Source organism: Lentisalinibacter sediminis (assembly GCF_040706615.1).
Taxonomy (GTDB): domain Bacteria; phylum Pseudomonadota; class Gammaproteobacteria; order Steroidobacterales; family Woeseiaceae; genus Lentisalinibacter; species Lentisalinibacter sediminis.
Genome location: NZ_JAPDRF010000001.1, coordinates 391231 through 416143 on the forward strand (window position 1 = coordinate 391231; position 24913 = coordinate 416143).

21 protein-coding genes and 1 riboswitch are annotated in these 24913 nt (G+C 68.6%); of the genes, 13 read left to right on the plus strand and 8 right to left on the minus strand.

Annotated elements, in window-relative coordinates; all coding sequences use genetic code 11:
* The first annotated feature begins 38 nt into the window (after positions 1–38).
* The 7 genes from ACJMKX_RS01925 to ACJMKX_RS01955 all read left to right on the plus strand — a co-directional run bounded on the left by ACJMKX_RS01925 (position 39) and on the right by ACJMKX_RS01955 (position 9825).
* Complete coding sequence (locus ACJMKX_RS01925; RefSeq protein WP_405220437.1) at positions 39–1412, plus strand: amidohydrolase; 1374 nt, start codon at positions 39–41, stop codon at positions 1410–1412.
* Positions 1409–2794, plus strand: a complete 1386-nt coding sequence (locus tag ACJMKX_RS01930) for an amidohydrolase family protein (RefSeq protein WP_405220439.1) — start codon at positions 1409–1411, stop codon at positions 2792–2794. Before ACJMKX_RS01925 ends, ACJMKX_RS01930 begins: the two co-directional genes overlap by 4 nt.
* A gap of 119 nt (positions 2795–2913) precedes the next feature.
* Positions 2914–4596, plus strand: a complete 1683-nt coding sequence (locus ACJMKX_RS01935) for an autotransporter assembly complex protein TamA (RefSeq protein WP_405220441.1) — start codon at positions 2914–2916, stop codon at positions 4594–4596.
* Positions 4596–8048, plus strand: a complete 3453-nt coding sequence (locus tag ACJMKX_RS01940) for a translocation/assembly module TamB domain-containing protein (RefSeq protein WP_405220443.1) — start codon at positions 4596–4598, stop codon at positions 8046–8048. Before ACJMKX_RS01935 ends, ACJMKX_RS01940 begins: the two co-directional genes overlap by 1 nt.
* Positions 8049–8148: 100 nt before the next feature.
* Positions 8149–9114, plus strand: coding sequence for an NAD(P)H-dependent flavin oxidoreductase (locus ACJMKX_RS01945; protein ID WP_405220445.1), 966 nt, complete (start codon positions 8149–8151; stop codon positions 9112–9114).
* 107 nt (positions 9115–9221) lie between these two features.
* Complete coding sequence (locus ACJMKX_RS01950; protein WP_405220447.1) at positions 9222–9413, plus strand: carbon storage regulator; 192 nt, start codon at positions 9222–9224, stop codon at positions 9411–9413.
* Between the two features lie 19 nt (positions 9414–9432).
* On the plus strand, positions 9433–9825 hold the full coding sequence (locus ACJMKX_RS01955; RefSeq protein ID WP_405220449.1) for a CrcB family protein: 393 nt from the start codon (positions 9433–9435) through the stop codon (positions 9823–9825).
* A gap of 7 nt (positions 9826–9832) precedes the next feature.
* On the opposite strand, the gene ACJMKX_RS01960 is transcribed toward ACJMKX_RS01955, so the two are convergent.
* Positions 9833–11170, minus strand: a complete 1338-nt coding sequence (locus ACJMKX_RS01960) for a pyridoxal phosphate-dependent decarboxylase family protein (protein WP_405220451.1) — start codon at positions 11168–11170, stop codon at positions 9833–9835.
* Between the two features lie 99 nt (positions 11171–11269).
* Here ACJMKX_RS01960 and ACJMKX_RS01965 point away from each other — a divergent pair, with 99 nt between their 5' ends.
* The 4 genes from ACJMKX_RS01965 to ACJMKX_RS01980 all read left to right on the plus strand — a co-directional run bounded on the left by ACJMKX_RS01965 (position 11270) and on the right by ACJMKX_RS01980 (position 16011).
* Positions 11270–12544 (plus strand): sterol desaturase family protein, encoded by a 1275-nt coding sequence (locus tag ACJMKX_RS01965; RefSeq protein ID WP_405220757.1) that lies wholly within the window; start codon positions 11270–11272, stop codon positions 12542–12544.
* A 71-nt stretch (positions 12545–12615) separates the two neighbouring features.
* Positions 12616–14259: an FAD-binding oxidoreductase gene (locus ACJMKX_RS01970; RefSeq protein ID WP_405220453.1), complete on the plus strand. Its 1644-nt coding sequence runs from the start codon at positions 12616–12618 to the stop codon at positions 14257–14259.
* 4 nt (positions 14260–14263) lie between these two features.
* Positions 14264–15046, plus strand: a complete 783-nt coding sequence (locus tag ACJMKX_RS01975) for a class I SAM-dependent methyltransferase (protein ID WP_405220455.1) — start codon at positions 14264–14266, stop codon at positions 15044–15046.
* Positions 15047–15141: 95 nt separating this feature from the next.
* Positions 15142–16011, plus strand: a complete 870-nt coding sequence (locus tag ACJMKX_RS01980) for a hypothetical protein (protein ID WP_405220457.1) — start codon at positions 15142–15144, stop codon at positions 16009–16011.
* A gap of 10 nt (positions 16012–16021) precedes the next feature.
* Here the strand turns inward: ACJMKX_RS01980 and ACJMKX_RS01985 are convergent, their stop codons facing one another.
* The 4 genes from ACJMKX_RS01985 to gdhA are packed head-to-tail and all read right to left on the minus strand — an operon-like array spanning position 16022 to position 20067.
* The gene (locus ACJMKX_RS01985; RefSeq protein WP_405220459.1) at positions 16022–16750 is read right to left on the minus strand and encodes a hypothetical protein; all 729 of its coding nucleotides are present in this window, start codon (positions 16748–16750) and stop codon (positions 16022–16024) included.
* Between the two features lie 57 nt (positions 16751–16807).
* Entirely contained in the window at positions 16808–17224 is a 417-nt protein-coding gene (gene arfB / locus ACJMKX_RS01990; protein ID WP_405220461.1) for an alternative ribosome rescue aminoacyl-tRNA hydrolase ArfB, read from the minus strand.
* A 13-nt stretch (positions 17225–17237) separates the two neighbouring features.
* A complete protein-coding gene (locus ACJMKX_RS01995) occupies positions 17238–18662 on the minus strand; it encodes a phospholipase D-like domain-containing protein (protein ID WP_405220463.1) in 1425 nt (474 codons plus the stop codon).
* A 49-nt stretch (positions 18663–18711) separates the two neighbouring features.
* Positions 18712–20067, minus strand: coding sequence for an NADP-specific glutamate dehydrogenase (gdhA, locus tag ACJMKX_RS02000; protein WP_405220465.1), 1356 nt, complete (start codon positions 20065–20067; stop codon positions 18712–18714).
* Between the two features lie 101 nt (positions 20068–20168).
* Here gdhA and ACJMKX_RS02005 point away from each other — a divergent pair, with 101 nt between their 5' ends.
* Entirely contained in the window at positions 20169–20606 is a 438-nt protein-coding gene (locus ACJMKX_RS02005; RefSeq protein ID WP_405220466.1) for a DUF6491 family protein, read from the plus strand.
* A gap of 6 nt (positions 20607–20612) precedes the next feature.
* Here the strand turns inward: ACJMKX_RS02005 and ACJMKX_RS02010 are convergent, their stop codons facing one another.
* Positions 20613–21356, minus strand: coding sequence for an FFLEELY motif protein (locus ACJMKX_RS02010; RefSeq protein WP_405220468.1), 744 nt, complete (start codon positions 21354–21356; stop codon positions 20613–20615).
* 92 nt (positions 21357–21448) lie between these two features.
* Positions 21449–22120 (minus strand): hypothetical protein, encoded by a 672-nt coding sequence (locus ACJMKX_RS02015; RefSeq protein WP_405220470.1) that lies wholly within the window; start codon positions 22118–22120, stop codon positions 21449–21451.
* Positions 22121–22354: 234 nt separating this feature from the next.
* Positions 22355–22437, plus strand: a riboswitch (cyclic di-GMP riboswitch).
* Between the two features lie 132 nt (positions 22438–22569).
* On the opposite strand from ACJMKX_RS02015, the gene ACJMKX_RS02020 reads away from it, so the two are divergent.
* On the plus strand, positions 22570–23961 hold the full coding sequence (locus ACJMKX_RS02020) for an FAD-binding protein (RefSeq protein ID WP_405220472.1): 1392 nt from the start codon (positions 22570–22572) through the stop codon (positions 23959–23961).
* Positions 23962–23996: 35 nt separating this feature from the next.
* On the opposite strand, the gene ACJMKX_RS02025 is transcribed toward ACJMKX_RS02020, so the two are convergent.
* Positions 23997–24758 (minus strand): glutathione S-transferase N-terminal domain-containing protein, encoded by a 762-nt coding sequence (locus ACJMKX_RS02025; RefSeq protein ID WP_405220474.1) that lies wholly within the window; start codon positions 24756–24758, stop codon positions 23997–23999.
* Positions 24759–24913 lie beyond the last annotated feature (155 nt).

A 24913-nucleotide genomic window follows, 5' to 3' on the forward strand; every position in this document is an offset into this window, starting at 1 on the left:
GTAGGATTCTGCGCTTTCATCCGATCCCGAGGAGAACGATGCAAGCCGGCTGGAAAACGCTCCCGATCGCCTGCGCGGCGCTGCTGTTCGCGGCGTGCGGCACCGACGAGGCCCCGCAGCCGCGGGCTTACGATTCCACCTACAAACCCCTGCCTGGCGACGGGCCGGTGCTGATCCGCGGCGCCACGGTCCTGACCGGCACCGGCGAGCGGCTGAAAGAGGCCGACGTGGTGCTGCGCGATGGACGGGTTGCGGCCGTCGGCAGCGGCCTGGACGCGCCCCGGGGCGCCCGCGTCGTGGATGGGGTGGGCCGGTGGGTGACCCCGGGTATCATCGACGTGCACTCGCACCTGGGCGTCTATCCGTCACCGGCCCTGAAAGCGCATTCGGACGGCAACGAGATGACCGCGCCGGTGACGGCCGAGGTGTGGGCGGAGCATGCGGTCTGGCCCCAGGATCCCGGCTTCGCCACCGCGCTCGCGGGCGGCGTCACGACGCTGCAGATTCTCCCCGGCTCGGCGAATCTGATCGGCGGGCGCACCGTCACGCTGAAGAACGTCCCGTCACGCACGGTCCAGCAGATGAAATTCCCGGGTGCGCCGCACGGTCTGAAGATGGCCTGCGGGGAGAACCCGAAGCGGGTCTATGGAGAGCGCAATCAGGCCCCGTCCACCCGCATGGGCAATGTGGCGGGGTATCGCAAGGCGTGGATCGAGGCGGCCGGGTATCTGGAGAAGCTCGAGGCCGCTGCAGCCGGTGACGGCGAGCCACCGGCGCGGGACCTCGGCCTGGAGACGCTCGCCGGTGTGCTGCGGGGCGAGATACTGGTGCACAATCACTGTTACCGTGCCGACGAAATGGCGACCATGATGGATGTGGCGGACGAGTTCGGCTATCGGGTCACGGCTTTTCACCATGCGGTTGAGGCGTACAAGATCGCCGATCTCCTGGCCGAGCACGATGCCTGCGCCGCGGTGTGGGCGGACTGGTGGGGCTTCAAGCTGGAAGCGTACGACGCGGTGCGCGAGAATGCGCCGCTGGTCGACGCGGCCGGCGGCTGCGCCATCATCCATTCCGATTCCGACGAGGGGATCCAGCGCCTGAACCAGGAGGCCGCCAAGGCCATGGCAGCGGCCAACCGAGCCGGCATCCCGGTCGAGCCCGAGCTGGCCATGACCTGGCTTACCCGCAATGCGGCCCGTGCCCTCGGCGTCGAGGACGTTACCGGCACGCTGGAGGCCGGCAAGATGGCGGACGTCGTGATCTGGAGCGGCGACCCGTTCAGCGTTTACAGCCGGGCCGACGAGGTCTACATCGACGGCGCGCTGGTCTACGACCGCACAGACCCCGCGCGTCAGCCGGTCACGGATTTCACGCTCGGCACCACCCGTCGGACAGGAGGCCCGGAATGACACGTGCGAACCCCCGGATCGGACGCCTGTTCGCAGGGCTCTGCCTGGCGGCTGCCCTGTCCGTCTCTGTCTCCGCCCCGGCCGCCGGCTCGGATGGCAGTTCGGGCGGCGATGACACTGTGGCGATTACAGGCGCGACGGTGCACACGATGGGCCCGCAAGGCACGCTCTCGCCGGCCATTTTGCTGATCGAGAACGGGCGTGTCGCGGCGGTGGGTACCGACGTCGACATCCCGGCCGGAGCCCGCCGGATCGATGCCACCGGCAAGGTGATTACGCCCGGGCTGTTCGATCCTGCCAGCGTGCTGGGAGTGGAGGAGATCAGCCTGGAAGCCTCGACGGTCGATCACGTGCAGCGGGGCGAACGCTATACGGCGGCCTTCGCCGTGGCGCCGGCCATCAATCCGCGCTCCACACTGATCGCGATCAACCGCATCGAAGGGGTCACCCGGGCGCTGGTCGCGCCCACGTCTTCCGGCCCGGACGAGGCGGGCGTGCGCAGCAGCGTCATCTCCGGCCTGGGTGCCGTGATCTCCCTGTCGGGCGATCCGGGCTCGGTCACGAGGGAACGCGCCGCCCTGTTCGCGAGGCTCGGCAGCGCCGGCGGCGCCGTCGCCTTCGGTTCCCGCGCGGAGGCCCTGTTGCGGCTGGAGAGTGCGCTGCGTGACGCGGCGGAATACGCGGACAATACCGAGGCTTATTCAAGGGGCGAGCGTCGGACACTCAGCGTGAGTGCCGAAGATCTCGAGGCACTGCAGCCGGTTCTCGCTGGCGACATGCCGCTGGTGGTCGACGTCGAGCGGGCGAGTGACATCGACGCGGTGCTGGCGCTGGCCCTCGAACACGGCCTTCGCCTGGTGATCTCGGGCGGGTCGGAGGCCTGGATGCGTGCCGACAAGCTCGCCGCCGCGGGTGTGCCCGTGATCCTGAATCCGCTCGCGAATCTGCCCGCGGACTTCGATCGGCTGGAAGCCACCCTGGAGAACGCCGCGCGACTACACGAAGCGGAGGTCACCCTCGTTTTCTCGGCCGGTGACAGCCACAACCCGCGCAACATCACCCAGGCGGCCGGCAATGCGGTGGCCCATGGTCTGCCCTGGCACGAGGGCCTGCGGGCCATCACCCGGGCACCGGCCGAGGTCTTCGGCCTGGGCGATGAACTGGGCGCGATCCGGCCCGGCCTGGCCGCCGACCTCGTGGTCTGGGATGGCGACCCGCTGGAAGTCACCAGCTTTCCTGACCAGGTATTCATCGACGGCGCGGCCGTGCCCATGCGGAGCCGCCAGACCCTGTTGCGCGACCGGTATCGTGATCCGGCCGGCGCACCGGACCGCGGCCTGCCGCCGGCCTACGTGAGGCCGTGGACCGGGGAGGAGTTCTGACGGACCGCTGTGCGTCTGCGTCAGGGGGGAACGAAAGCGCCGCCGGTGCGGGCAGGCGGAGCGGCAGGACTGCGGGCCTGTTTTCGGCCCTGCTGCTGGCTGCTGCAACCATTGCCACGATGGGGGCGCCCGCCGCCAGGGCCGAGCTGCTCATCGAGGGCGTCGAGGGTGAACTCCTCGACAACGCCCGGTCCTTCGCCGGCCTCGCGGACGAGCCCTGTGACGCGCCGGCCTGGCGGGTGCGGCGGGGGTTCCGCAACCTGGACCAGGAGATCACCGACGCGCTGAAGGCACTGGGCCATTACGGCCCGACCTTCGAGAAGACGCTGGACCTGGAGCGGGAGGGCTGCTGGCTGGCGACGGTCGTCGTCGATGCCGGCCCCCGAACCCGCTACCGTGAAGTGGAGGTTCGCATCGGCGGGGCGGCCGAGGAGGATCCGGCGTTCCTGGCCGAAGCGCGGGAGGGCCGGCCGCGTGAAGGGGAGCCGCTCCATCACGGCAAGTATGCGGCGTACAAGGATCGGCTGCGCATCGCCGCCGCCGACCGGGGTTACGTCGAGGCCGAGTTCACGGCGGCCCGCATCGACGTGTGGCCCGAGCAGCAGGCGGCCGACGTCACCCTGCATTTCGCCTCCGGGCCCCGTTACCGGGTGGGCGAGATCACCGTCGAACAGGACTTCCTCGAGCCGGGACTGGCGCGCGCGTTCCTGGATCTATCGGAAGGCGTACCTTACGACGCGGCCCTGGTCAGCGACGCCTATCAGGCCATGCTCACCAGCGGGTATTTCCGCAGCGTTCGTATCGAACCGGACCTCAGCGTCTCGCCCGACCATCGCATCCCCGTGACGGTGCGCCTCACGCCGGCGACCCGCATCGAGTACAACGTGGGGGTGGGCGCATCGACGGACGGCGGCCTGCGGTTGCGGGGCGGCTACGAGAACATGCGCGTGAACGACCGTGGCCACCGCCTGCGGGCGGAGCTGCTGGCATCGGACGTCGAGTCTTTCCTCACGGCCAGCTACCGGTTGCCCGTCGGCGATCCGACGGTCGAGTGGCTGAGCTACAACGCGGGCCTGCGCAACGAAGACACGGATACCTCGGAGACCGACAGCGCGACCTTCGGGGTGAAACGTGTGACCAAACTCGGCGGCGACTGGCTGCGAACCGAGGGCCTCGAACTCGGCTTCTGGGATTATCAGGTGAGTACGGACAGCGAAGACAGCGTGCTGGTACTGCCGTCGCTCGCGTTCAGCCGGGCCCGGTTCGACTGGGACGTCAATCCGCGCCGTGGCTACAGCGTCGGCGTGGAAGCGAGGGGCACTCACCGTGCCATCGGCTCCACAACGAGCTTCCTGCAGTTCTCCGGTTACTTCCGCCTCGTCCATCCGCTGGGACCGAAGGGGAAGCTGATCGCCGGCACCGAGCTCGGTGTGACTATGAAGAGTGAGCTGGAGGAGCTCCCGCCCGAGTTCCGATTTTTCGCCGGCGGCGATGCTAGCGTCCGGGGCTACGGCTACCAGACGCTGGGACCCACGGACGCGGAAGGCAACGTGGTCGGGGGCACCCGCCTGGCCACCTTGCGCCTGGAGTACGCCCATGACCTGTTCGGCAATTTTGCCGGGGCGGTGTTCGTGGATGCCGGTAACGCGTTCGACGAGCTCGACTGGTCGCCCAGCGTGGGCGCCGGCATCGGCTTGCGGTGGCGTTCGCCGGTGGGGCCGTTGCGAGTGTACCTCGCGCATCCCTTCGATGATCCGGACCGCAGCGTGCGCCTGCACATCACCCTCGGGCCTGACCTCTGATGCGCCTTTTCCGCGCCATCCTGTACCTGCTGATTGGATTGATCGCGACCGCCGTCGTCCTGACGACGCTGGTGGTGGCGACGCCCGCCGGCCTGCGCCTGGCGCTGGATGTGGCGGAACCCTATCTGCCGTCGGCTCTGGAACTGGGCGAAGTGGACGGCACCCTGGCCGGCGGTGTCGTGCTCCGGGGAGGAGCGTGGCGCGGCGAGGCGGTGACCGTCGAGGTGCGGCAGCTGGAACTGGAACTCGACCCCTGGCCCCTGATCCGCCGGGACATCCGGCTCGAGCGGCTGCGCGCCCTCGGCGTGTCGGTGACTATCGCCGCGCGTGAGGCGGCGGGTGGGGCGGAAGAGCCGCAGCAGCCCGGCGGGCGCTTCCGGTTCCGCATGCCGGTACCGCTCGCCATCGAGGAAGGCCGGCTGGAAGACGTGCGCGTGAGCGCTCCGGGCTGGTCCCGCTCGGCCCGGGCAATCGAAGTCGCGGCCGCGATGCGGGGCAGCCGGCTGCAGGCGGATCGGCTCGTGCTGGACAGTGACTGGCTGAGGCTTGAGGCGCGCGGCGAGGCCCGATTGGTGCCGCCGTACCGGCTGCGATTGAACGCGGACTGGGGCTACGGGGGCGACGACGCCGGGCCGGCTCTGGCGGGATCGGGCCGTTTCGAGGGTGACGCCGATGCGTGGACGGTGACGCACCGACTGCGCCAGCCGGAAGAGGTGCGCACGGAAGGCACGGTGGAACTCCGCGAGGCCGGCTTCCATGCGCGGCTGCGGAACGAAGTGGCGACCCTCGAGCTGCCTCTGGACGGCAATCGGATCCTGACGGTGGCCGAGGGCCGGGTCACGCTCGAAGGCTGGCTGGACGCCTACACGGCCGAAGCGCGAGCACGACTGGCGACGGCAGGCATCCCCGCCGTGAACGCCCGGGCCACGGGCCGGGGCAGCCTCGAGACCCTCGAGGTCGAGCGCCTGCGGCTCGCCAGCGAAGCGGGGAGCCTGGAGGCCGATGGCAGCCTTGGGCTGCTGCCATCCCGGGAGTGGGACGTGGCGTTCCGCCTTCAGGAACTCGAGACCGGCGCATGGGGAGCGCCGCTGCAGGGAACCCTCTCGGCCAGCGGCCGCAGCACCGGCCAATGGCCGGCGGAATCGGCGCCCGGAGGGATGCTGCGGATCGAGGAACTGACCGGCCGTTACGGGGACGAGCCCCTCGCGGGTCGCGGGGAAGTGGAACTCGGCGAGCCTGGCAAGATCGCCGCCCGGGGCGTGCAACTCGCCGTCGGGCAGAACCGTTTCACCCTGGACGGGCGCCTGGCACCGGAGCCGGACCTGAAGCTCACGGTTCAGGCCCCGCGCGTGGAGACGGTCTGGCCGCTCGTGCAGGGCGACCTGCGTGGCGATGTGGCCCTGTCCGGCTCGTTTGCCGAGCCGGTGGTCGAGGGGACGCTCGAGACCGATGGTCTGCGCGGGCAAGGGCTGTCGGTGGGCGCGGCCCGCCTGCAGGTGAGTCCTGCGGCGACGGGGTCGCGGTTGCGGCTCGTGGCCGCGCAAGTCGAAGCGGGGGAGGTGAGCTTCGCCTCGGTCCGCGTAAGGGCGGAAGGCTCGCCGGACGCCCACGACCTCGCGCTGGAGCTGGAGGCGGATTCCGGGACCGCCGGCCTTCAGGCCACTGGCGGCCTGACCGACGGGGCATGGTCGGGGCAGCTGCGTGCCCTGCGTATCACCCAGCCGCAAGTCGGCGACTGGCGCCTGGACGAGTCGGTCGCCCTGACCGTGGCGCCGCCCGAGATCACGCTGGGCCTGGCCTGCCTGACCGGCGAGGGACGCGGCACGCTGTGCCTGGAAGCGAGTCGGGATGCGGAGGCCGCACGGATGAGCGCGACTGCCCGCCGGGTGCCGGTCGCGCTGCTGGCACCGTTTTTCCCCGCGGGATCGCGCTTCGATGGGGAAGCCGCGGGAAAGGCCGATCTGACCTGGCAGTCAGGCGTTCTGGACGGCAGCGCCGATCTGACCGTCGAGGACGCCCGGGTCGAAGTGATGCTGGACGAAGATCGGCAGACAGGCCTCGAAATTCGTTCCTTCACCGCCAGAGCCTCGGTGGAGCGCAACGCCGCCCGCATCGAGGCGGAGCTGGATCTCGGCGAGCAGGGCGACGGAGAGGCATGGCTGCAGACGGCGGATCTGTTCGATCCGGCGGCGCCGGTGGATGGCCTGCTACGGCTGGACTTCCGGGAACTCTCCATGGTGCCGCTGCTGGTGCCGGAACTGGCCCAGGTCCGGGGACACGTCATGGGCCGGGTCGAGATAGCCGGCAGGCGCCGCGAGCCCCGCCTCGGCGGCGCGCTGCGGCTGCGTGAGGCCGGCTTTCTGTTCCCCGATGCGGGCATCGAGATCACGGAGCTGGAGCTGGTCGCACGCCAGGACGAGGCGGGCGTCATCGACTACGAGGGCAGCGCCCGCTCCGGCGACGGCATGGTGCGCATCCGCGGCACGACCCAGCGCGCGGACGAGGCAGGCTGGATCAGCCGCTTCTCGGTGGAAGGGCAGGATTTCGTCATCGTCCGGCTGCCGGACATGCAGGCCACCGCCAGCCCGGATCTCGATATCCTGCTCGACGAGCGCCGCCTCGAGGTCCGCGGCACCATCGAAGTGCCGGAAGCGGACATCACCCTGCGCGAGCTCGGCGGCGACGCGGTTCGCACCAGTCCGGATACGGTGGTGCACGGCCGCACCGAAGCCGGCGAGGAGCGTCTCGGCCCGGCACTTTTCGTCGAGTTGGAGGTGGCCCTCGGGGAGTCCGTGCATCTGCGCGGGTTCGGGTTGGAGACGGATCTGACCGGTTCCCTGCGGCTGACGGGGGGCAGTGAGCGGCCCTGGCTGGGATTCGGCCGCCTGAGTCTCGTCGACGCCCGTTACAAGGCCTACGGTCAGGAACTGACCGTGGAGCGCGGCGAACTGGCGTTCTCGGGTCCGCTCACCAATCCCGCGGTCGATATCCGCGCCGTGCGCGACACCGGCGAGGTGCTGGCCGGCGTGCGGATCGGCGGTACCGTGCGCTCTCCCAGTTCCACTGTCTTCTCCGAGCCACCGCTGCCGGAAGCCGAGGCTCTGTCCTATCTGCTGACCGGCCGGCCACTGGCGGGCACCACATCGGCCGAAGGCAACGTCCTCAACCGGGCGGCGCTGTCGCTGGGGCTGTCGCGGGCCGGTGCCATCGCTTCCCAGGTCAGCCAGGAAGTGGGCCTGGACACCCTCGCGGTGGAGGGCGGCGCCGACGACGGGCGGGTGCTGGCCGGCAAACGCCTCAGCGAGGACCTCTACCTGGAGTACGCCTGGGGCATCTTCGACTCCATCGGCACGCTGCTGGTGCGCTACGACCTGAGCGAGCGACTGCGGCTCGAGTCCCGGTCGGGCGAGCAGCATGCGGTGGATCTCGTCTACCGGGTCGAGAGGGACTGACTCCGCCGCTTGCGGCTGCGCACGGCACTGCCTACCATGCGCTGCGGCACCGTCCGGCCGCCGCCGGCAGCTGCCGCCCGTCACAGCGAAGGAAGAATCCATGGCTCTGCCCGAACAGCTGCAGGGGAACCTGCGCCTCCCCGTCATCGGTGCGCCGATGTTCATCGTTTCCACTCCGGACCTGGTGCTCGCCCAGTGCAAGGCCGGCATCGTCGGCGCCTTCCCGGCACTGAATGCCCGGCCGCAGTCCATGCTGGACGAATGGCTGCAGCGCATTACCGGCGAGCTCGACGCGTACCGCAAGGCCAACCCGGACAAGCCGGTGGCGCCTTTCGCCGTGAACCAGATCGTGCACGCGAGCAACGACCGACTGCAGGCAGACATGGAGACCTGCGTGAAGTACCGGGTGCCCATCATCATCACCAGCCTGCGCCCGCCGAGCGAGGTGGTGGAGGCCGTGCACGGCTACGGCGGCCTGGTCTTCCACGACGTCATCAACCTGCGCCATGCGCGCAAGGCGGCGGAGCAGGGCGTGGATGGCATCATCGCCGTCTGCGCCGGCGCCGGCGGGCACGCGGGCACCCTGAGCCCGTTCGCCCTGGTGAAGGAGATCCGCGAGTTCTTCGACGGCACGGTGATTCTGTCCGGCTGCATGTCGAACGGCGGCGACGTGTTCGCCGCCCGGGCCATCGGCGCCGATCTGGCCTACATCGGCACCCGCTTCATCGCCACCGACGAGGCGAACGCGATGCCGGACTACAAGCAGATGCTGGTGGATAGTGCGGCGTCCGACATCGTCTACACGTCGCTGTTCAGCGGTGTGCACGGCAGTTACCTGAAGCCGAGCGTGGCCCGCGCCGGTATGGATCCGGACAACCTGCCGGAGGCGGACAAGAACGCCATGGACTTCGGCAGCGGCGGCGACAGCCACAAGAAGGCCTGGAAGGACATCTGGAGCGCCGGGCAGGGAGTAGGCAGCATCCATCAGGTGATGCCGGTGGCGGACCTGGTGGAGCGGCTCGCCGGCGAGTACGCTGAGACGAAGCGCCGACTCGCGCTCGACTGAAAGCCGGGCCGGGCGTCCGGGATGCCGGCCGCCCCGCTCATGCCCTATACTGCAGGGGAGCCCGCGAGAGGCTCCGGACGGAGCCCGGGCTCGATGCAGAGGCAATCATGCTCATTCTTGCGCGAAAGGCCGGTGAATCCATCCGCATCGGTGATGACGTGAAGGTGACCGTGATCAGGGTGAGGCGCAACGAGATCAGGCTCGGATTCGAGGCCCCTTCCGACGTGAAGATCCGCACCCCCGAACAGGACGGCGAAGTGGGCGGGGATTCCGGCGCCGACGCGGGCGACGAAGAGTAGGCGCAGGCCCGCCCGCGGCATGACCAGTCTGTCGGCCCTGATCATGGTGGCCCTGGGCGGCGCGGCCGGGGCGCTGGCGCGCTTCGGCCTCACGGTGGCCTTCCAGCGCCAGGCGATCGTATTCCCTTTCGGCACGCTCGGCGCGAACCTGTTGGGCTGCCTGCTCATCGGCATGCTGGCGGAGATGGCGGCCCGTACCGAACTCCTCAGCGGTAACGCGCGTCTGCTGCTGGCCACCGGCTTCTGCGGCGGCTTCACCACGCTCTCCACCCTCACGCTGGAACTGGTCCAGTACGTGCGCGGCGGTTATCTGCTGACGGCCGCGGGCTACTTCGCCCTGACCTTTGCCGGTGCCTTCATGAGCTTTTTCGCAGGGCTCGCGCTGATGCGGTTGTTCTTGCGCGCCGCCTGACGCGCTGTCAGCCGGCCGCCGCGCGCAGGGATTCGAGGATGGCCGGCAGCGCGCGGTCGTGCTCCGGCTTCATCAGCGCCGAGCGCAGGACGGTCACCGATTCCTCGTCGAACGCCATGCCGGGCCACCAGGGGGCCGCCAGCGCTGCGGGCAACTCCATCAGCGCCAGGTGCAGGCCCCGTTCGGCCGCCCGTTCGAAACAGCGCCGCGATGCCCGGCTGACGGCGCCCGCACTCCCGGCCGCGGGCGCCCAGACCACGATGTCCAGGTCCGGCGGCATCAGCGTCAGGAATGCCGGGTCGTCGGAGAGGGCCCGGTGCAGGGCCACGGCGGCCTCGCGGCAGCGCGCCAGCCCGGCGGCGAATTCACCCCCGGGCTGCGGCGGCAGCAGGCGCTGGGTGGCCCAGAGTGCGACGGCGGCGGCGCCTGCGCGAGAGCACTCCAGGCTGATCTCGCCGAGGTGCAGGTCGTCGGAGGTGAAATAGGTATAGGCGGAGTCGTGTCGGTAGTGGACGGCGACCGCCGGGTCGCGGAACAGGATGCACCCGCAGCCGTAGGGCTGGAGGCCGTGCTTGTGCGGGTCGATGACGATGGAATCCGCCCGGCCCACGGCGCCGAACGCGCGGACTGCCTCCGGCGAGAGCGAGTCGAGCAACCGGAAATAGCCTCCGTAGGCCGCGTCTACATGTACCCGCAGGCCGTGCCGGGCGGCAACCTCCAGAATCTCGGGCAGAGGATCGGTGCTGCCGGTGCCGGTCGTGCCCAGCGTCGCCACCACGGTGCCGATGCCGCCGCCGCCGACCGCCGCCTCGAGGGCATCCGGGTCCATTCGTCCGTGTGCGTCGGCGGCTACCTCGGTGAAAGGCATCCGCAGGACGTCCGACAGCCGCCGGTGGGTGTAATGGGCCATGGCGGAGGCGGCGATGCCCCGCTCCGGATGCCTCTCCCGCGCGATCCACAGCGCCTCCATGTTTGCCACAGTGCCCCCGCCGGTGAGGTGGCCCAGGTGGGTGTCCCAGCCGAACATCGCAGCCAGCTGCGCGACCGCCTCCTTTTCCATCACCGAACTCGCCCGGCCCCCGTCGAGCGCATGATTGTTCGGGTTGACGGTCATCGCGAGGGCGTAGGCAAGGCGGGCCACCGGGTGGGGCGGCTTCAGCATCTGGCCCGCGTAGAAGGGGTGGTGGTAGGGGAAGTTGTCGTGCAGGCGCCGCGCCGTGTCCAGCAGCACCTGCACCAGGGCGGGATCGGCCGCAGGGTCCTCTCGCTGGGGGTCGGCGGGCAGCCCGGCAGCGAGTTCCGCCGCAGCGCGGGCGAGGGCCTCGAGTTCCGTTTCGGTGTACATCGGCGGGGTCTCCCGGGGACGGTGGCGGGACATTACCGGGCCCGGTAGCTCGGCGTCCAGACGTTGGTCGCGCAGCGGAGCCGGTTTATCATGTGCGCCATGGACCTGATTGCCCTGGCCGTCCCGTTCTTCATTCTCGCGCTGCTCGCCGAAGTGGCGATCGATCGCTGGCGCGGCACCGGCTACTACCGCCTGAACGATGCCATCGGCAGCCTCAGCGCCGGCATGCTGAGCACGACCATCGGGCTGTTCACGCGAGTGGTCAATATTGCCATCTACGCGTTCGTGCTGGATTACTTTGCGATCGCGACTCTCGACATGGCGCTGTTCGATTTCAGCCCCGCAGGGTTGGCCATGTGGGCCGGCGCCCTCCTGTTCTGGGATTTCTGCTACTACTGGGTCCACCGCTTCGGCCACGAGATCAGCGTCATGTGGGCGGCCCACGCGGTCCATCACCAGAGCGAGGAGTACAACCTCTCGACGGCGCTGCGCCAGACCAGCTCCGGGTTCCTGCTCAGCTGGGTCTTCTATCTGCCGATGTTCCTCGTGGGTATCCCGATCGAGGTCTTCATCACCGTGAACGCCATCGACCTCATCTACCAGTTCTGGGTCCATACCCGTCACGTGGGCAAGCTGGGCTGGGTGGACCGGGTGTTCGTGACGCCGTCGAATCATCGCGTCCACCACGCGCAGAACGAGCGCTATATCGACAAGAATTACGGCGGCATCCTGATCCTGTGGGACCGGCTGTTCGGCACGTTCCAGGAAGAACTGGACGAAGAGCCGGTCGTTTACGGGGTGCGCAAACCGCTCAGGAGCTGGAATCCGTTCTACGCCAACCTGCACGTCTACCACTACCTTTGGCAGGACGCCGTGCGCACGCGCCGGTGGCGCGACAAGCTCGGGCTGTGGTTCCGGCGCACCGGCTGGAGGCCGCCGGACGTACGGGACGCGCCACGAGGCAACGTCGCGCCGGAGCGCTTCGAGAAGTTCGACCCCGGCCTGCCAGCGGGGGCGAGACCGTATCTGCTGGGCCAGTTCGTACTGGCGGTGCTGGCGTCCTCGGCCATCGGCGCGGTTTTCACGAGCGCAGCGCTCCCGACCACGCTGGTTCTCTGCCTGCTGTTCTGGTTCCTGGTCTATAACCTCGCCGTGATCAACGAGGGACGACCGAGCGCGGTGCGGCTGGAGCTGGTGCGCCTCCTCGTCGCCGTCCCCCTGGGCGCCCTCTGGCTCGCGCAGGCCGAACCCGACTGGTTCGCGGACGCTGCCGTCTGGCCTGCACTCGGGGGCTACGTGGCAGTGTCCGTCGTCGGGCTCGCCAGGATGCCCAGGTTCAGCGGCAGCATAGCCACCGAACGGCCAATCATTTGATATATCAATCGGATGTGGCTCATTCGTTATAAGACTTCGAGCTCTGTGCAGTCTGCCTCCCAGGGGCCTTCATGAGCGCCAGGCGAAAATTCTGGGGCTGGGGATTCGAGGGGCAGGGGCCCACCGAAGCGGAGGCGGAGACCGTCCGTCGGATGACCGGCGCGCGCTTCGGCGGCCTGCCGGAACCACTGACGGTGCCGCAGGCGGCGGACTTCGAACTGCCGGCGGCCCGACTGCAGGCCCCTGACGGCCTCGCCGGGCTCGTCACCGCGGACGATACCGATCGGCTGGCCCATGCGATGGGGCAGAGCTACGCCGACATCGCCCGGGCCTTCCTGCGACAGGTACCCCATGCGCCGGATCTGGTGGCTTACCCGCAGGATGCCGCGGACGTGGAGCGACTCCTGGACTGGGCCGACGGCGAGGGGGCGGCGGTGGTCCCCTTCGGCGGCGGCACTTCGGTCTGCGGCGGCGTGGAGCCCGACGTGGGCGACGATTACCCGGGCGTCGTCAGCCTGGACCTGTCGCGCATGAATCGGGTGCGGGCCGTCGACCAGCAGGACCGCTGTGCGTTGATCGAGGCCGGGGCGCGGGGCCCGGAGTTCGAGGCGGCGCTGAAGCCGGAAGGTCTCACCCTCAGGCATTTCCCGCAGAGTTTCGAGCTGGCGACCCTGGGCGGGATGATCGTTACCCGTTCCGGCGGCCATTTCGCCACGCTGTACACCCACATCGACGAGTTCGTGCAGAGCGTGGAAATGGTGACGCCACAGGGCCGGATGACCACCCGGCGCCTGCCGGGCAGTGGCGCCGGGCCGCAGCCGGAGCGTCTGATCTGCGGCTCCGAGGGCATCCTGGGTATCGTGACGGCGGCCTGGATGCGGCTGCAGTCGGTGCCCCGTCACCGGGCCTCCGCCACGGTACGCTTCGAGGACTTCGACACGGGCGCCGAGGCAGTGCGGCAGGTCGCAAGGAGCGGGCTGAATCCCGCCAACTGTCGGTTGCTGGACCCCGGCGAGGCACTGATGAACGGCGTCGGCGACGGCCGTTCGGCGCTGCTGGTGCTCGGTTTCGAGAGCGCCGATCATCCCCAGGAGGCCAACCTGGACCGGGCGCTGGAGATCTGTGCCGACGCAGGCGGGCAGAGCCGCGGCGCACGGGGGGACGACAAGCGCGAGAGCAAGGGGGAGGGCGGGCGCGACGCCGCCGCCGCGGCCTGGCGGCAGGCATTCCTGCGCATGCCCTTCTATCGTGAGGTGCTCGTGCCCCACGGCGTGATCGTCGATACCTTCGAGACGGCCTGCACCTGGTCGGCGTTCCCGGAATTCCATGCGTGTATCACGGCCGGCATCCGCGAGGCCATCCGCCGCACCACCGGCCGCGACGGTGAGATCACCTGCCGTTTCACCCACGTCTATCCGGACGGGCCCGCTCCCTACTACACGCTCTACGCCGCCAGCACGCCGGAACGCATGCTCGCTCACTGGCGCGACATAAAGCTGGCGGCCAACGGGCTGGTCGTGGAAGGCGGCGGCACCGTCACTCATCACCACGGTGTCGGCCGCGACCATCGCCCTTCCGGCTACGACCGGGAACGCCCCGACCTCTACGCGGAGATGCTGGCGGGCGCGAAGCGGGCAGCCGATCCCCGGGGCATCCTCAATCCGGGTGTGTTGCTGGGCCGCCGGGGCGGCGTGCTCGCGGGGGCGCAGGAGTGAGCCCATGAACCTCCGGCGGGCCATTGCGCTTCTCACGGCCCTTCTGCTGGTCGCGGGCTGCGGAGATGATGTTGCGGATGATCCGGGTGCTGCGGGGAGCGATCCGGTGACGCTGGCACTCGCAGCCGAGGCACGCCCCGCCGCGGACCGGGAGCGGGACGCCGTTCGCAAACCCGGCGAAGTACTCGCCTTCTTCGGCATCGAACCCGGCATGACCGTGCTGGACGTCTTCTCCGGCGGCGGCTATTACACGGAGATCACGGCGCGCATCGTCGGGCCGTCCGGGCGGGTCATCGCCCACAACAACCGGGCCTATCTGGACTATGCCGCCGAGGAGATCGCGGCGCGCTATGCCGGCGGGCGGTTGGCCAACGTCAAACGGCTGGACGGTCCTGTGACCGGCATCGAGCCGGAGGCGGGGAGCGTCGACGTGGCGCTGCTGATTCTGGCCTATCACGACATCTATTTCCGGCCCGACGACGGCTCGTGGCCGCGCATCGACGGCCCCGGAATGCTGCGCCGCATCCGCGAGGCGCTCCGCCCGGGCGGCATCCTCGGCGTGGTGGATCACGCAGGCAGCCCGGACATCACGACCGCGGAGATCGGCCGGCTGCACCGCATCGACGAGGCGAGGCTCGCGCGTGAGATCGAGGCCGCGGGATTCGAGCTGGTGGAGCGCAGCGACATCCTCAGTAACCCGCAGGACACACGCCTCACCCCCATGTACGACCCGGGGATACGGGGTCGCACGGATCGGCTGGTGTTGAAATTCCGCAAGCCCGGCTGAGGTAACCCGAGGCGGCACCGGGGATGTGACCCGTTTCACGACAGTCTCCTCGCGGAGCGCCCTACAATGTTCGCGGTATCCGTACCAGGAGCAGGATGCTGTATCCGGATCCGCATATCGTCAGTTCTCTCACCGCGGGTGCGGCGTTCGCCGCAGCGTTCCTGCTGACCAGCAAGTGCTGGCAGGTCGCGGGCGGCCTGTTGCGCCGGCCATCACCTCTCGGCGTGGGCATACGCACCGAGCCCGGCGATGATCTCCGCCGTCAGCTGCGGGACACGGATATCCGTGCCGCGATGCACCTGGCCGCCGCATTCGTCCTGCTGAGTGTCTTCGTGGCGTTGTTGTTCGCCGGCAGCGACCGCTGGTGGTCGGACCTGCAACCCTGGGCCTGGTGGCTGGTATCGCTGTTCCTGGCGGCGGTGGCCGCCTACGAGGTGCGCGTGCTGCTCGGCCTCCTGCAGACCCGGCTGCGGGCGGCGCGGTCGCTGAATGCCCACATCGCCACTGCACAGCGCCTCGAGTATGTCGCGGCCCGTGGCAACTACCTCTTCCACTGCGTGCCGGTCGGCGATACCCGCATCGACCACATCGTGCTCGGCACAAACGGCCTGTATGCGGTGCATGTGATCGATCGGCCGCCGCGGGGAGACCGGACGGCAAGCCTGGAGGCCGGCAGCGTCGTGTTCGGGGCCGAAGGAGGCGAGCCGCATACCCTCAAGGACTGGCGGAGTCTGGTTGCGCGCCTCACCCGGGAGCTGGAGGCGGGGCTCGGTCGGGCGCTCACCATCCGTTCCGTGATCGTCGTGCCCGGTTGGGACGTGTCGAGCGCGGAGGAGCGTGACACGCTGCTGGTAAACCAGTCAGCCCTGACCATGATGACCGGCTGGCGGGACCAGCGTGCCTTCCTCCTGGACGAGGAGGTAGCGGACCTGGAGCGCCTCCTGACGAAGCGCGTGAGCGCCTGAGTCCGGTCGGCTAGCCGTCGGCCGGCCGTTCCGGCGGGCGAAGCAGCATCCGCGCCTCCAGCCCCGTGTGCTTCCAGGAGCGCCACGCGATCAGGAAGAAGGCCTGCATCAGGATGGCGAAATTCCACTCGATGACGTTCTCGGCCTGATCCGGGTCGGGCAGGATGGCTTTCAGCACGACGTTCGTGAGCCCCATCATGAGCATCCCGGCGCACAGCCACAGGATGATGAGGGCGTGCAGCCGGATGCGCCGGTCGCCCCGTTTCGTGGCGCTGGCCAGCATGTCCCTGGCCGTGAGCAGCTGGGCCAGGGCAGTGAAGGCGAAGAAGACGTAGATGCCGTAGCGGCGCATCAGCCGCTGGAAGTCGCCCTCGGTGCCGAGGAAGGTCACGTACACGCCGAGGAACACGGCGCCGATCACGCCCAGCCACAGGATCACCGTGCCGCGGGTCTCCGGCTCGCCCCGCAGCAGGTCCAGCCAGCGGTGATTGATGACCCAGAACAGGATCAGGGCCGCCGCCGTCGGCAGCATCACCAGGCGGAACAGGTAGATGGACGGCGGGTTACGCCCGGCGGCGCTCACCGAGGTGCAGCCTTCCAGGTAGGGGATGCAGTTCGGGATGGTCTGCGCCTGGATGCTGATCACGAGGCAGAGATTGACGACCAGGATCGGCAGCACGCCGACCCACAGGGCAGGCAGCGTGACCGGGTCCGGGCGACCGTGACGAATCTTATCCATACTATTCATATTCCGTGCAGGGTAGGGACGTTGCGGTACAGACGAAAGCTGCCCCGGTCACTCCCGGGGCGGACTCCGCCGCAGGGACTTGACCGTCCCGCGGCGCTTTTTCTCATCCACGCGGCGCCGTTTGGCGGCCGGACCGGGCCGGGTGGGGACGCGGGGCTTGCGCGAGGCGCTGGCGAGGCGCACGAGCTCGCGCAACCGCTGGACGGCCTCGCGCCGGTTCTGCCGCTGGCTGCGGTGTTCCCGGGCCTTGATGACGAGCACGCCCTCGTTGCTGATGCGCTGGTCGCCGAGATCGAGCAGCCGCCGCTTGACGTTGGCCGGAAGCGACGAGGCAGGGATGTCCAGCCGCAGGTGGATGGCGGTGGATTGTTTGTTCACGGCCTGCCCGCCGGCACCGGCGGCGCGCACGGCGCTCATCTCCAGCTCGTCGTCGGGTAGCACGATGTTCTCCGTCAGTCTGACCATGTGGCATCGGACCTCAGAGGTAGGGTGAGAACAGCCAGGCGACGGCGTCGCGGAACCGCACCGGCACCGAGCGGTCGGCGATATCCCGATAGCTCACCGGCCGGGAGCGGGCCCGCGTCACTTCCATGTGTTCGATCATGCTGCGTGCGAAACTCGAATCGAAAATCTCGACGGCCAGCTCGAAGTTCAACCGGAGGCTCCTCGGGTCCACGTTGGCCGTACCTATCTGACAATAGTCATCGTCGATGAGAAAAAGTTTCGTGTGGACGAATGGCCCGGGCTGGTAGTACACGCGCACACCCCACTGCAGCAGTTCCAGCAGCGAGTTGCGGGTGGCCCAGTGCATGTAGATCAGGTTGTTCTTCGCCGGCAGGATGACGCTCACCTCGATGCCGCGTATGGCGGCGGCCTGGAGCAGGGCCACCTGTTCACGGGAGGGCAGGAAGTAGGGCGTCATGAGCCAGACGCTGCGCTTGGCGTCGGCGATGGCGCCCTGCATCACGAGGGCGATGCGGTCCAGGTCTTCGTTGGGACCGTCGGTGATGACCCGGCAGCGCTTTCGTCCCGCTGCCACGGACCAGTCGGCTTCGGGCGTCTCCTCCGGCGGCTCGCCGGTGGCGAACAGCCAGTCGTCCCAGAACGCATCGGCCAGCTGGCGCACCACGGGGCCTTCCAGCCGGAAATGCATATCCACCACCCGGCGGCGGCCGTCCTCGCCGACGACGTGGCGGTCACCGATGTTCATGCCGCCGGTGTAACCCACGCGGCCGTCGACGGCCAGGATCTTGCGGTGGGTCCTGAGATTCAGGTGCAGCGTGGGCGGCAGCAGACGCGGCGGCAGGAAGCGGGCCACCGGCAGTCCGCGACGGGCGAGAAGCTTGCTGATTCGCGGCCACGAGTAGAGCTCGCCGATGCCGTCCACCAGGACCCGGACGGAGACGCCCCGGTCCCGCGCAGCCGTCAGGGCGTCGACGAACCGGCGGCCGGTGAGGTTGTTCTCGAAGATGTAGCTGGAGAGCAGCACCTGGCGTTCGGCCGTGTGGATACTCTCCAGCATGGCGGGATAGGCCTCCTCGCCGTTGTGCAGGGCGCTGACGCTGTTGCCCTCGAGGAGCGGACGCAGGGAGACGACGGCACCGATATGGCCGCGCCCCGGTTCGTGCTCTGCCAGGTCTTCCTGGGTGATGATGTCGCCGCTCTCGTAACCGATGCGGAAATGGCCACCGCGCAGCTTCTTGGCCCGTGTGCGCACCCGGTTGATACCGAACATGTAGTAGCCGAGCGGGCCGAGGAACGGGATCGCCAGACAGACCACCATCCAGCCGAGCGCCGAACGGGGATCGCGCTTGTACAGCAGGGCATGTATCGCTCCGATGACCGCCAGCAGGCCATGGGTTGCGACGGCGAGCCAGCGGAGGAGCAGGTCGGGGAGCTCCATGAGAGCATTCTCGCCCGCCCGGACAACGCGGGCAACGTAGCGGCCGGATTCAGACCACGCCGTAGGCCAGCATGGCCTCCGCGACCTTGCGGAATCCGGCCCGGTTGGCGGCGTCGAGGTAGTCGATGCCACCGTCGTCTTCCATCTCGTGAGTGCACTTGTCGTGAATGTCGCGCATGATTTCCTTCAGGCGCCGGTCCACTTCATTGCGCGGCCAGCTCACCCGGGCCACGTTCTGGGTCTGCTCGAGCCCGCTCACGGCCACGCCCCCCGCATTGGCGGCCTTGCCCGGCGCGAAAAGGACCCGATGCTTGCGGAAGCACTCGATGGCCTCCTCGGTGGAGGGCATGTTCGCTCCTTCCACGACCGCCAGCAGCCCGTGATCCACGAGCGTGGCGGCTGCCTCCGCGTCGATCTCGTTCTGGGTGGCGCAGGGCATGGCGACGTCGCAGGGCACGCCCCAGGGCGCCTCGCCCTCTGTGTAGGCGATCCCGCTGATCCTGCCATCGAGCTCGGCGAGGCGACCCCGCGCGCGGAACTTCAGCTCCTTGATCTCCGCGAGAGCGTCAGCCTCGAGACCGGCCTCGCAGCGGATGTGGCCGTGAGAGTCGCTGAGGGTGACCACTTTCGCCCCTTCCTGGATGGCCTTCTCTGCGGCATAGAGGGCCACGTTCCCGGCGCCGCTGATGGCGATGCGCTTACCCTCGAGGGCTTCGTCGGCGCGCTCCAGCATGTTGCGCAGGAAGTACACTGCGCCGTAGCCGGTGGCCTCCTTGCGCACCGCGCTGCCGCCGTAGGACAGGCCCTTGCCGGTCAGCACCCCCTCGAACTCGTTGGTCAGGCGCATGTACTGACCGAACATGTAGCCGATCTCGCGGCCGCCGACGCCGATATCTCCCGCGGGCACGTCCACGTCCGGACCGATATGACGGAAGAGCTCGGTCATGAAGCTCTGGCAGAACCGCATCACTTCCCGATCGGACTTGCCCTTGGGATTGAAATTGGAGCCGCCCTTGCCGCCGCCCATCGGCAGGCCCGTCAGGCTGTTCTTGAAGGTCTGCTCGAAGCCGAGGAACTTCAGCACGCTCTGGTTCACCGTCTTGTGGAAACGAAGGCCGCCCTTGTAGGGGCCGATCGCGCGGTTGAACTGCACGCGCCAGGCCCGATTCACGTGCACGTTGCCACTGTCGTCTTCCCAGGTGACGCGGAAGACGATGATTCGGTCCGGCTCCGTCATGCGCTCGAGTATGCGCGCCTGGCGGTAGGCGCTATTGGCATGGACCAGCGGCATCACCGAGCGGGCGAGTTCACAGACGGCCTGGATGAATTCGGGCTCGTGGGCGTTGCGCTTCTCCAGCCCCTGCATGAACGCCTTCAGCATCCTCTCCGGTTTAGCACTGTCCATCGTCCGGCCTCCTTCTCCCGGTTGCTTGACGGCTGCGGTCACGCGGTACTATACCAACAGGCATACGGATACGCGGCGGAAGCCGGGACAAGGAGAAGGTTATGAACATGGACAGGAACTGGCCACGAAACGTGCTGGCCGCAGCGGCCATACTGCTGCTCGCAGGCTGTGCCGCCACCGGTCCGCGGGAAGCGAAGCCCACCGATGTCGCCGCCGATGATCCGGAGGCGGTCCGTTGCGTAGTGCTGATGCGCATCGAACGCACAAAGGTCATCGATGACGAGAACATCTTCTTCTACATGAAGGACGGCACGATCTATCGCAATCAGCTGCCGCGCGCGTGCCCGGGACTCGGCCGGGAAGAGCGTTTCATGTACAAGGTGCCCACCGGGCGCCTGTGCGATCTCGACGTCATCACGGTGCTGACCGATTTTGCGGGAGGCCTCAGGCCCGGGGCCGGCTGCGGTCTCGGCAGTTTCCATCCGGTGGACCCGGAAGAGGCCGATGAGCTGATCGAGATCCTGCAGCGGGACGAGTAGGGGGCTTCAGGCCGGCGACTCCGCCGGCGGCGCCTCGTCGTCGTCGGTGAGCCGGAACGGCTGCGGATGCTCCGCGAAGATCCGTTCCATGAGACGGGTTTCCCGGTCCTCGATGGTCTGCAGGAATTCCTCGGCGCCGCCCATGGCCCGGAAGGCCCTGAAGCCGTCTTCCAGGAAGTCGTGCAGCGCACCGAAGCCCGCCAGATGGGCCGGGCCGTGTGACATGCGGATGAGGGTATAGATCATGGGCAGTTTCACGAGGCGCTCCAGGTCCCGGCCGGCCTCGAGGATGAAACCGATCTGGCGCTCGCGGTCCTCCCGGCGGCCGACTGTGCGGTAGGCCTCGGCGTAGCTCTCCTCGTCGATCGCCTTGCCCGCGCCGAGCGCCCGCGTCATCTCGCCGTCGAGTTCCTGGCTCAGCACCTCCAGCTGCACGGCCATCCGCATCGACTCCTGGGCCTGGGCGGGCAGCATGCGCTTCAGGATGGGCGAGGCGCGTTCGAGCTGGGTGTCGCGGGGGAGGTAGTCCTTGTCGGTGTAGAGCTCCTCCAGGAAGAACTCGACGCCGGGGCGATAACGCTCGCGCTCCTGCAGGTCCGCGTAGGTTCGCTCCAGGCGGCCCGCCTGCCAGCGCTGCAGTGCCTGGAGTTCCTCCTGGAGGCCGGGATCGTCGCTGAACTGCGCGCGCAGGCTGCGGTTGCGCACCAGCAGCTCGTCCAGGCTCATCCGGCTGATTTCTTCTCCGCTCATGTCTCCGATATAGCGCCGCCGGCGCCCGGCTCAACCCGCGCGCATTGTCCCGTTTTTACGCGGGTCTTGCCAATGGCGGCGCGACGTCCACGTCAGAACGGCTTGGTCGCGCCCAGAAAGGCCACGGAGGCGATGCCGATCCAGTACACGTAGGCCATGCCGCGGCCGATGGCGAGCTCCGACGCCAGCCGTTGCTCCAGCGCCGGATTCGGCCCCTTCTCGGCGAGCTCGCGGAAGATCGGCACCCAGTGGCGCATGATGAATCGCAGCCCGAGACCGATCACCAGCAGCAGGCTGTAGACAAGCACCTTGGTGGAGTACCAGTCCGCGCGGAAGGGCCAGTCCGTGACAAACGACCAGATAGCGGCCAGGAACAGCGCAGGGATGACGACGTAGCGGATGGCCTCGTCGATCTTGGTGAGCCGCAGCCCCCGGTCCGTATCCCGGTACACGAACGCGGCCCAGGTGAGCGACAGCCACGCGAAGGCGAGGATCCACACGATCCACAGCCAGCCACCGCCGTAGTCGTGCACTCCCAGGTTGAAGCCCATGTGCAGGCCGAGAGGCAGCAGCAGGATGATGCCCGTGCGGGCGAGGATATCGATCCGGTAGGCGGTCTCCATATGCCGCCGGCGCTCGTCCAGTGAAAGTTTCGGATTCGCCACGTTGTAGGACGTCTGGAAGACGCCCCATTCACCGCCCAGCCAGTAGACCATCGCAAGGATGTGTAGCCAGCGCAGGACGGACTCCGGATTGATGTACATCGCTCTCCCCGATTTCTTCTTCCCGGACTCTTGACGGTTACCCACGGCATTTAAGCAGCATCGGGGAGGGCCCGGCATAGTGGCAAACCGAAGGCGCCTGGCCCTGCAACGGCGGGTCAGGCTGCCTCGTTCGGCACGGAAAACGCGCGGCGATTTGACATCATGCCGTGCCGGAACCTGTCGGGCTCTGCCCACGATTGACAGTCTGTCGGCACCGTGCGACGCTCGGCCCTCGTTTGAAAAAGGCACACCGTTCGAAAGGGCGGGTCGCAAAGCCACCGGTCCCCGGCCGTTGCCGGGACAGCGGAGCTGCCAGACGGAAGCGCGATTCGGCGTTCTGCCGCGCGCGCCCATCCGGGCCATCCTCCGCTCATTCCCGCTCCGGGACCGATGACCGGCAACGTGCCGCAGTCCGTTGGCGGGATCCGTCCCGCGGAGGAACGACACCGATGAGAGATGCAGCCAGCCACGACCGGGTCCGCGACTGGATCCACCGCGATGTTCGATCCGGCACGTCACGGCGCGCCGGCCGCCGCACGCCGGTGCTGCCGGTGCTCCAGCCCGAGACGCCCGAGGCGCTGCGCGATCTGCTGCAGACGGGGTCGGGCCTCCCGGCACCGCTCCGTCCGATGGGTGCCGGCAGCGCGTCGACGCCCTGCTCGGCGGCGGAGGGCGGCACGGTCATCGATATGACGGCCCTCGATGGGGTGCTCGAGATCGGTGACGAGCACGTCACCGTGCAGGCCGGACTCCGGTTGCAGCGCCTCGCCGACGAACTGGGGGGCTACGGGCTCGAACTGGCCGGCGGGCATGATCTGATGGGCCGAACGGTCGGCGGGGCAGTGGCCGGCGCCTGCATCGGGCCCGGCACCGGCGCCGGCACCCGTCTGTTCTCCAGCCAGGTCGTCAGCATGAAGGTCGTGACGCCCGAGGGCGGCGAGCTCACCGTCGACGCGTCCCGCCCGCACCTGCTGGACATGTTCCGGCTGAGCTACGGTCTGCTCGGGGTCATCCACGAGGTGACGTTGCGGGTCCGGCCCATGAGCCCCTTCACCATCCGGCGGCGGCGTTGCAGCACGGCCGAGCTGGCCGCCGTCACCGACCGGCTGCTGGGCTCGAGCCTTGGCCTGCGCTTCTACCTGCTGCCGTTCCGCGATCAGGTGTATCTGGAACTCCGCCGCAACGGCGACGAAGACACCCAGGTCAACCGCCTGTTGTGGAAGATCAAGGACTGGGGCGAGAGCACGATTCTGCCGGCGATGACCAACTCCATGTCCTGGATCGTGCCGATCCCGGCGCTGCGCTACGGCATGATCGACCGCATCAACGGTGCGGGGCAGACGCTGTTCAGCGCCCCCGTCCACGCCGGCAGCGCGGCGGTAGAGCAGGGCGGTGACCGTGCAGGGGGGCGGAGCGGCCGGCGGCTCGCGTGTTCCAGCTGGTGTTTCCCCGCGGCCGAGTTCCCGCTGATCGTGCAGGCCTACCGGGAATTCTGTCGGGACTACTACGCCCGTACGCGGTTCCGCTGCGACATGCCCACCGTCGGCTACCGGCTTGCCCAGGACCGCAGCGCGTTGCTCTCGCCCTCGTTCGACGGACCGGTGTTCGTGCTGCGGGCGGTGAGCACGCCCCGTCCGCAATGGCAGGATTTCGTGCTCGAGTTCGCCGATTTCGCCGAGAAATGGAACGGCATCCCGTTCCTGGACCAGACGGACGGACTGTCGACCGCTCAGGTCGCCGCCTCGCTGGGCAGCCGGCTCGAGTTCTTCCGCAAGATGCGCCGGCGGCTCGATCCCGACGGGCGCCTGCTCAATCCCTACCTGGCCCAGTTCTTCCTCTAGAACCGCGGGGGGGGGCTACACGAGAGCGGCGTGCGTCAGCCGTAGGTGCGGTCGAGGTACTCCACGATATCGCCGGACTCCGCCAGCTCGGTGTCCGTGTTCGGATCCACCAGGTAAGGGATGGAGACGCGCCCGGCGCGGGACTTCAGTGCGCGGCGGTTCTCCAGCTCCGGCTGGCCTTCCATGCCCAGTGCGTCGCGAACGACGGGCGGCACCCAGTCGCTCGCCTGCGTCCGGCCCGCCGAGCGCAGGATATAGGGGATCTCCAACTCGCACAGCCGCTCGCGCACGACACGCGCGAACGGGCTCGACTCGAAGCTGTAGAGCTCGAGCAGCCGTTCCGGACGACTGCCGGAGGGGCGGGCCCGGGTGCCCGCGGTGAAGCGCGGGATGCCGGCCAACGTGGACGAGAACTTCTGCAGGCTCTGCGCCTGCCAGCGCAGGGGTACGTCGCGCCGGCCATAGGTGACGAACAGGTACTCGATGATATCCGCGGACTCGTACATGCTGGCTCCCGTGTTCGGGTCCACGAGGAACGGGAACTGCGCCTTGCCGCCTCGGGCCAGAACCTCGGGCCGGAAGCGCTCGCCACCCTTCGGGCAGGGATAGATGACCGCATCCAGATCCAGCTCTGTCAGCACTTCCCGGACCAGACGGCAGAACGGGCAGCCCTCGAACTCGTAGAGCTCCAGCATCTTCTCCGGCTTGTCCAGAGCCGGGTGGGCCTGGATGCCGTTGAAGCCGCGCAGGAAAGAGGTGGCGGTGGAGGAGAGGACGTCTAGCGTGCGGTGGATCATCGGGACTCCCTCGGTCGTGGCGGGGCAACGGTGGAACGCGATGATGCGGCCGCGGCCCGGCGGACGCAATACGATACCGCCGCAACCCGGATTCGATTGCGCTTCTTCAATGCCCGCGCGGGCAGGGGGGCCTAGCGTAGCGCCATAGCATTCAT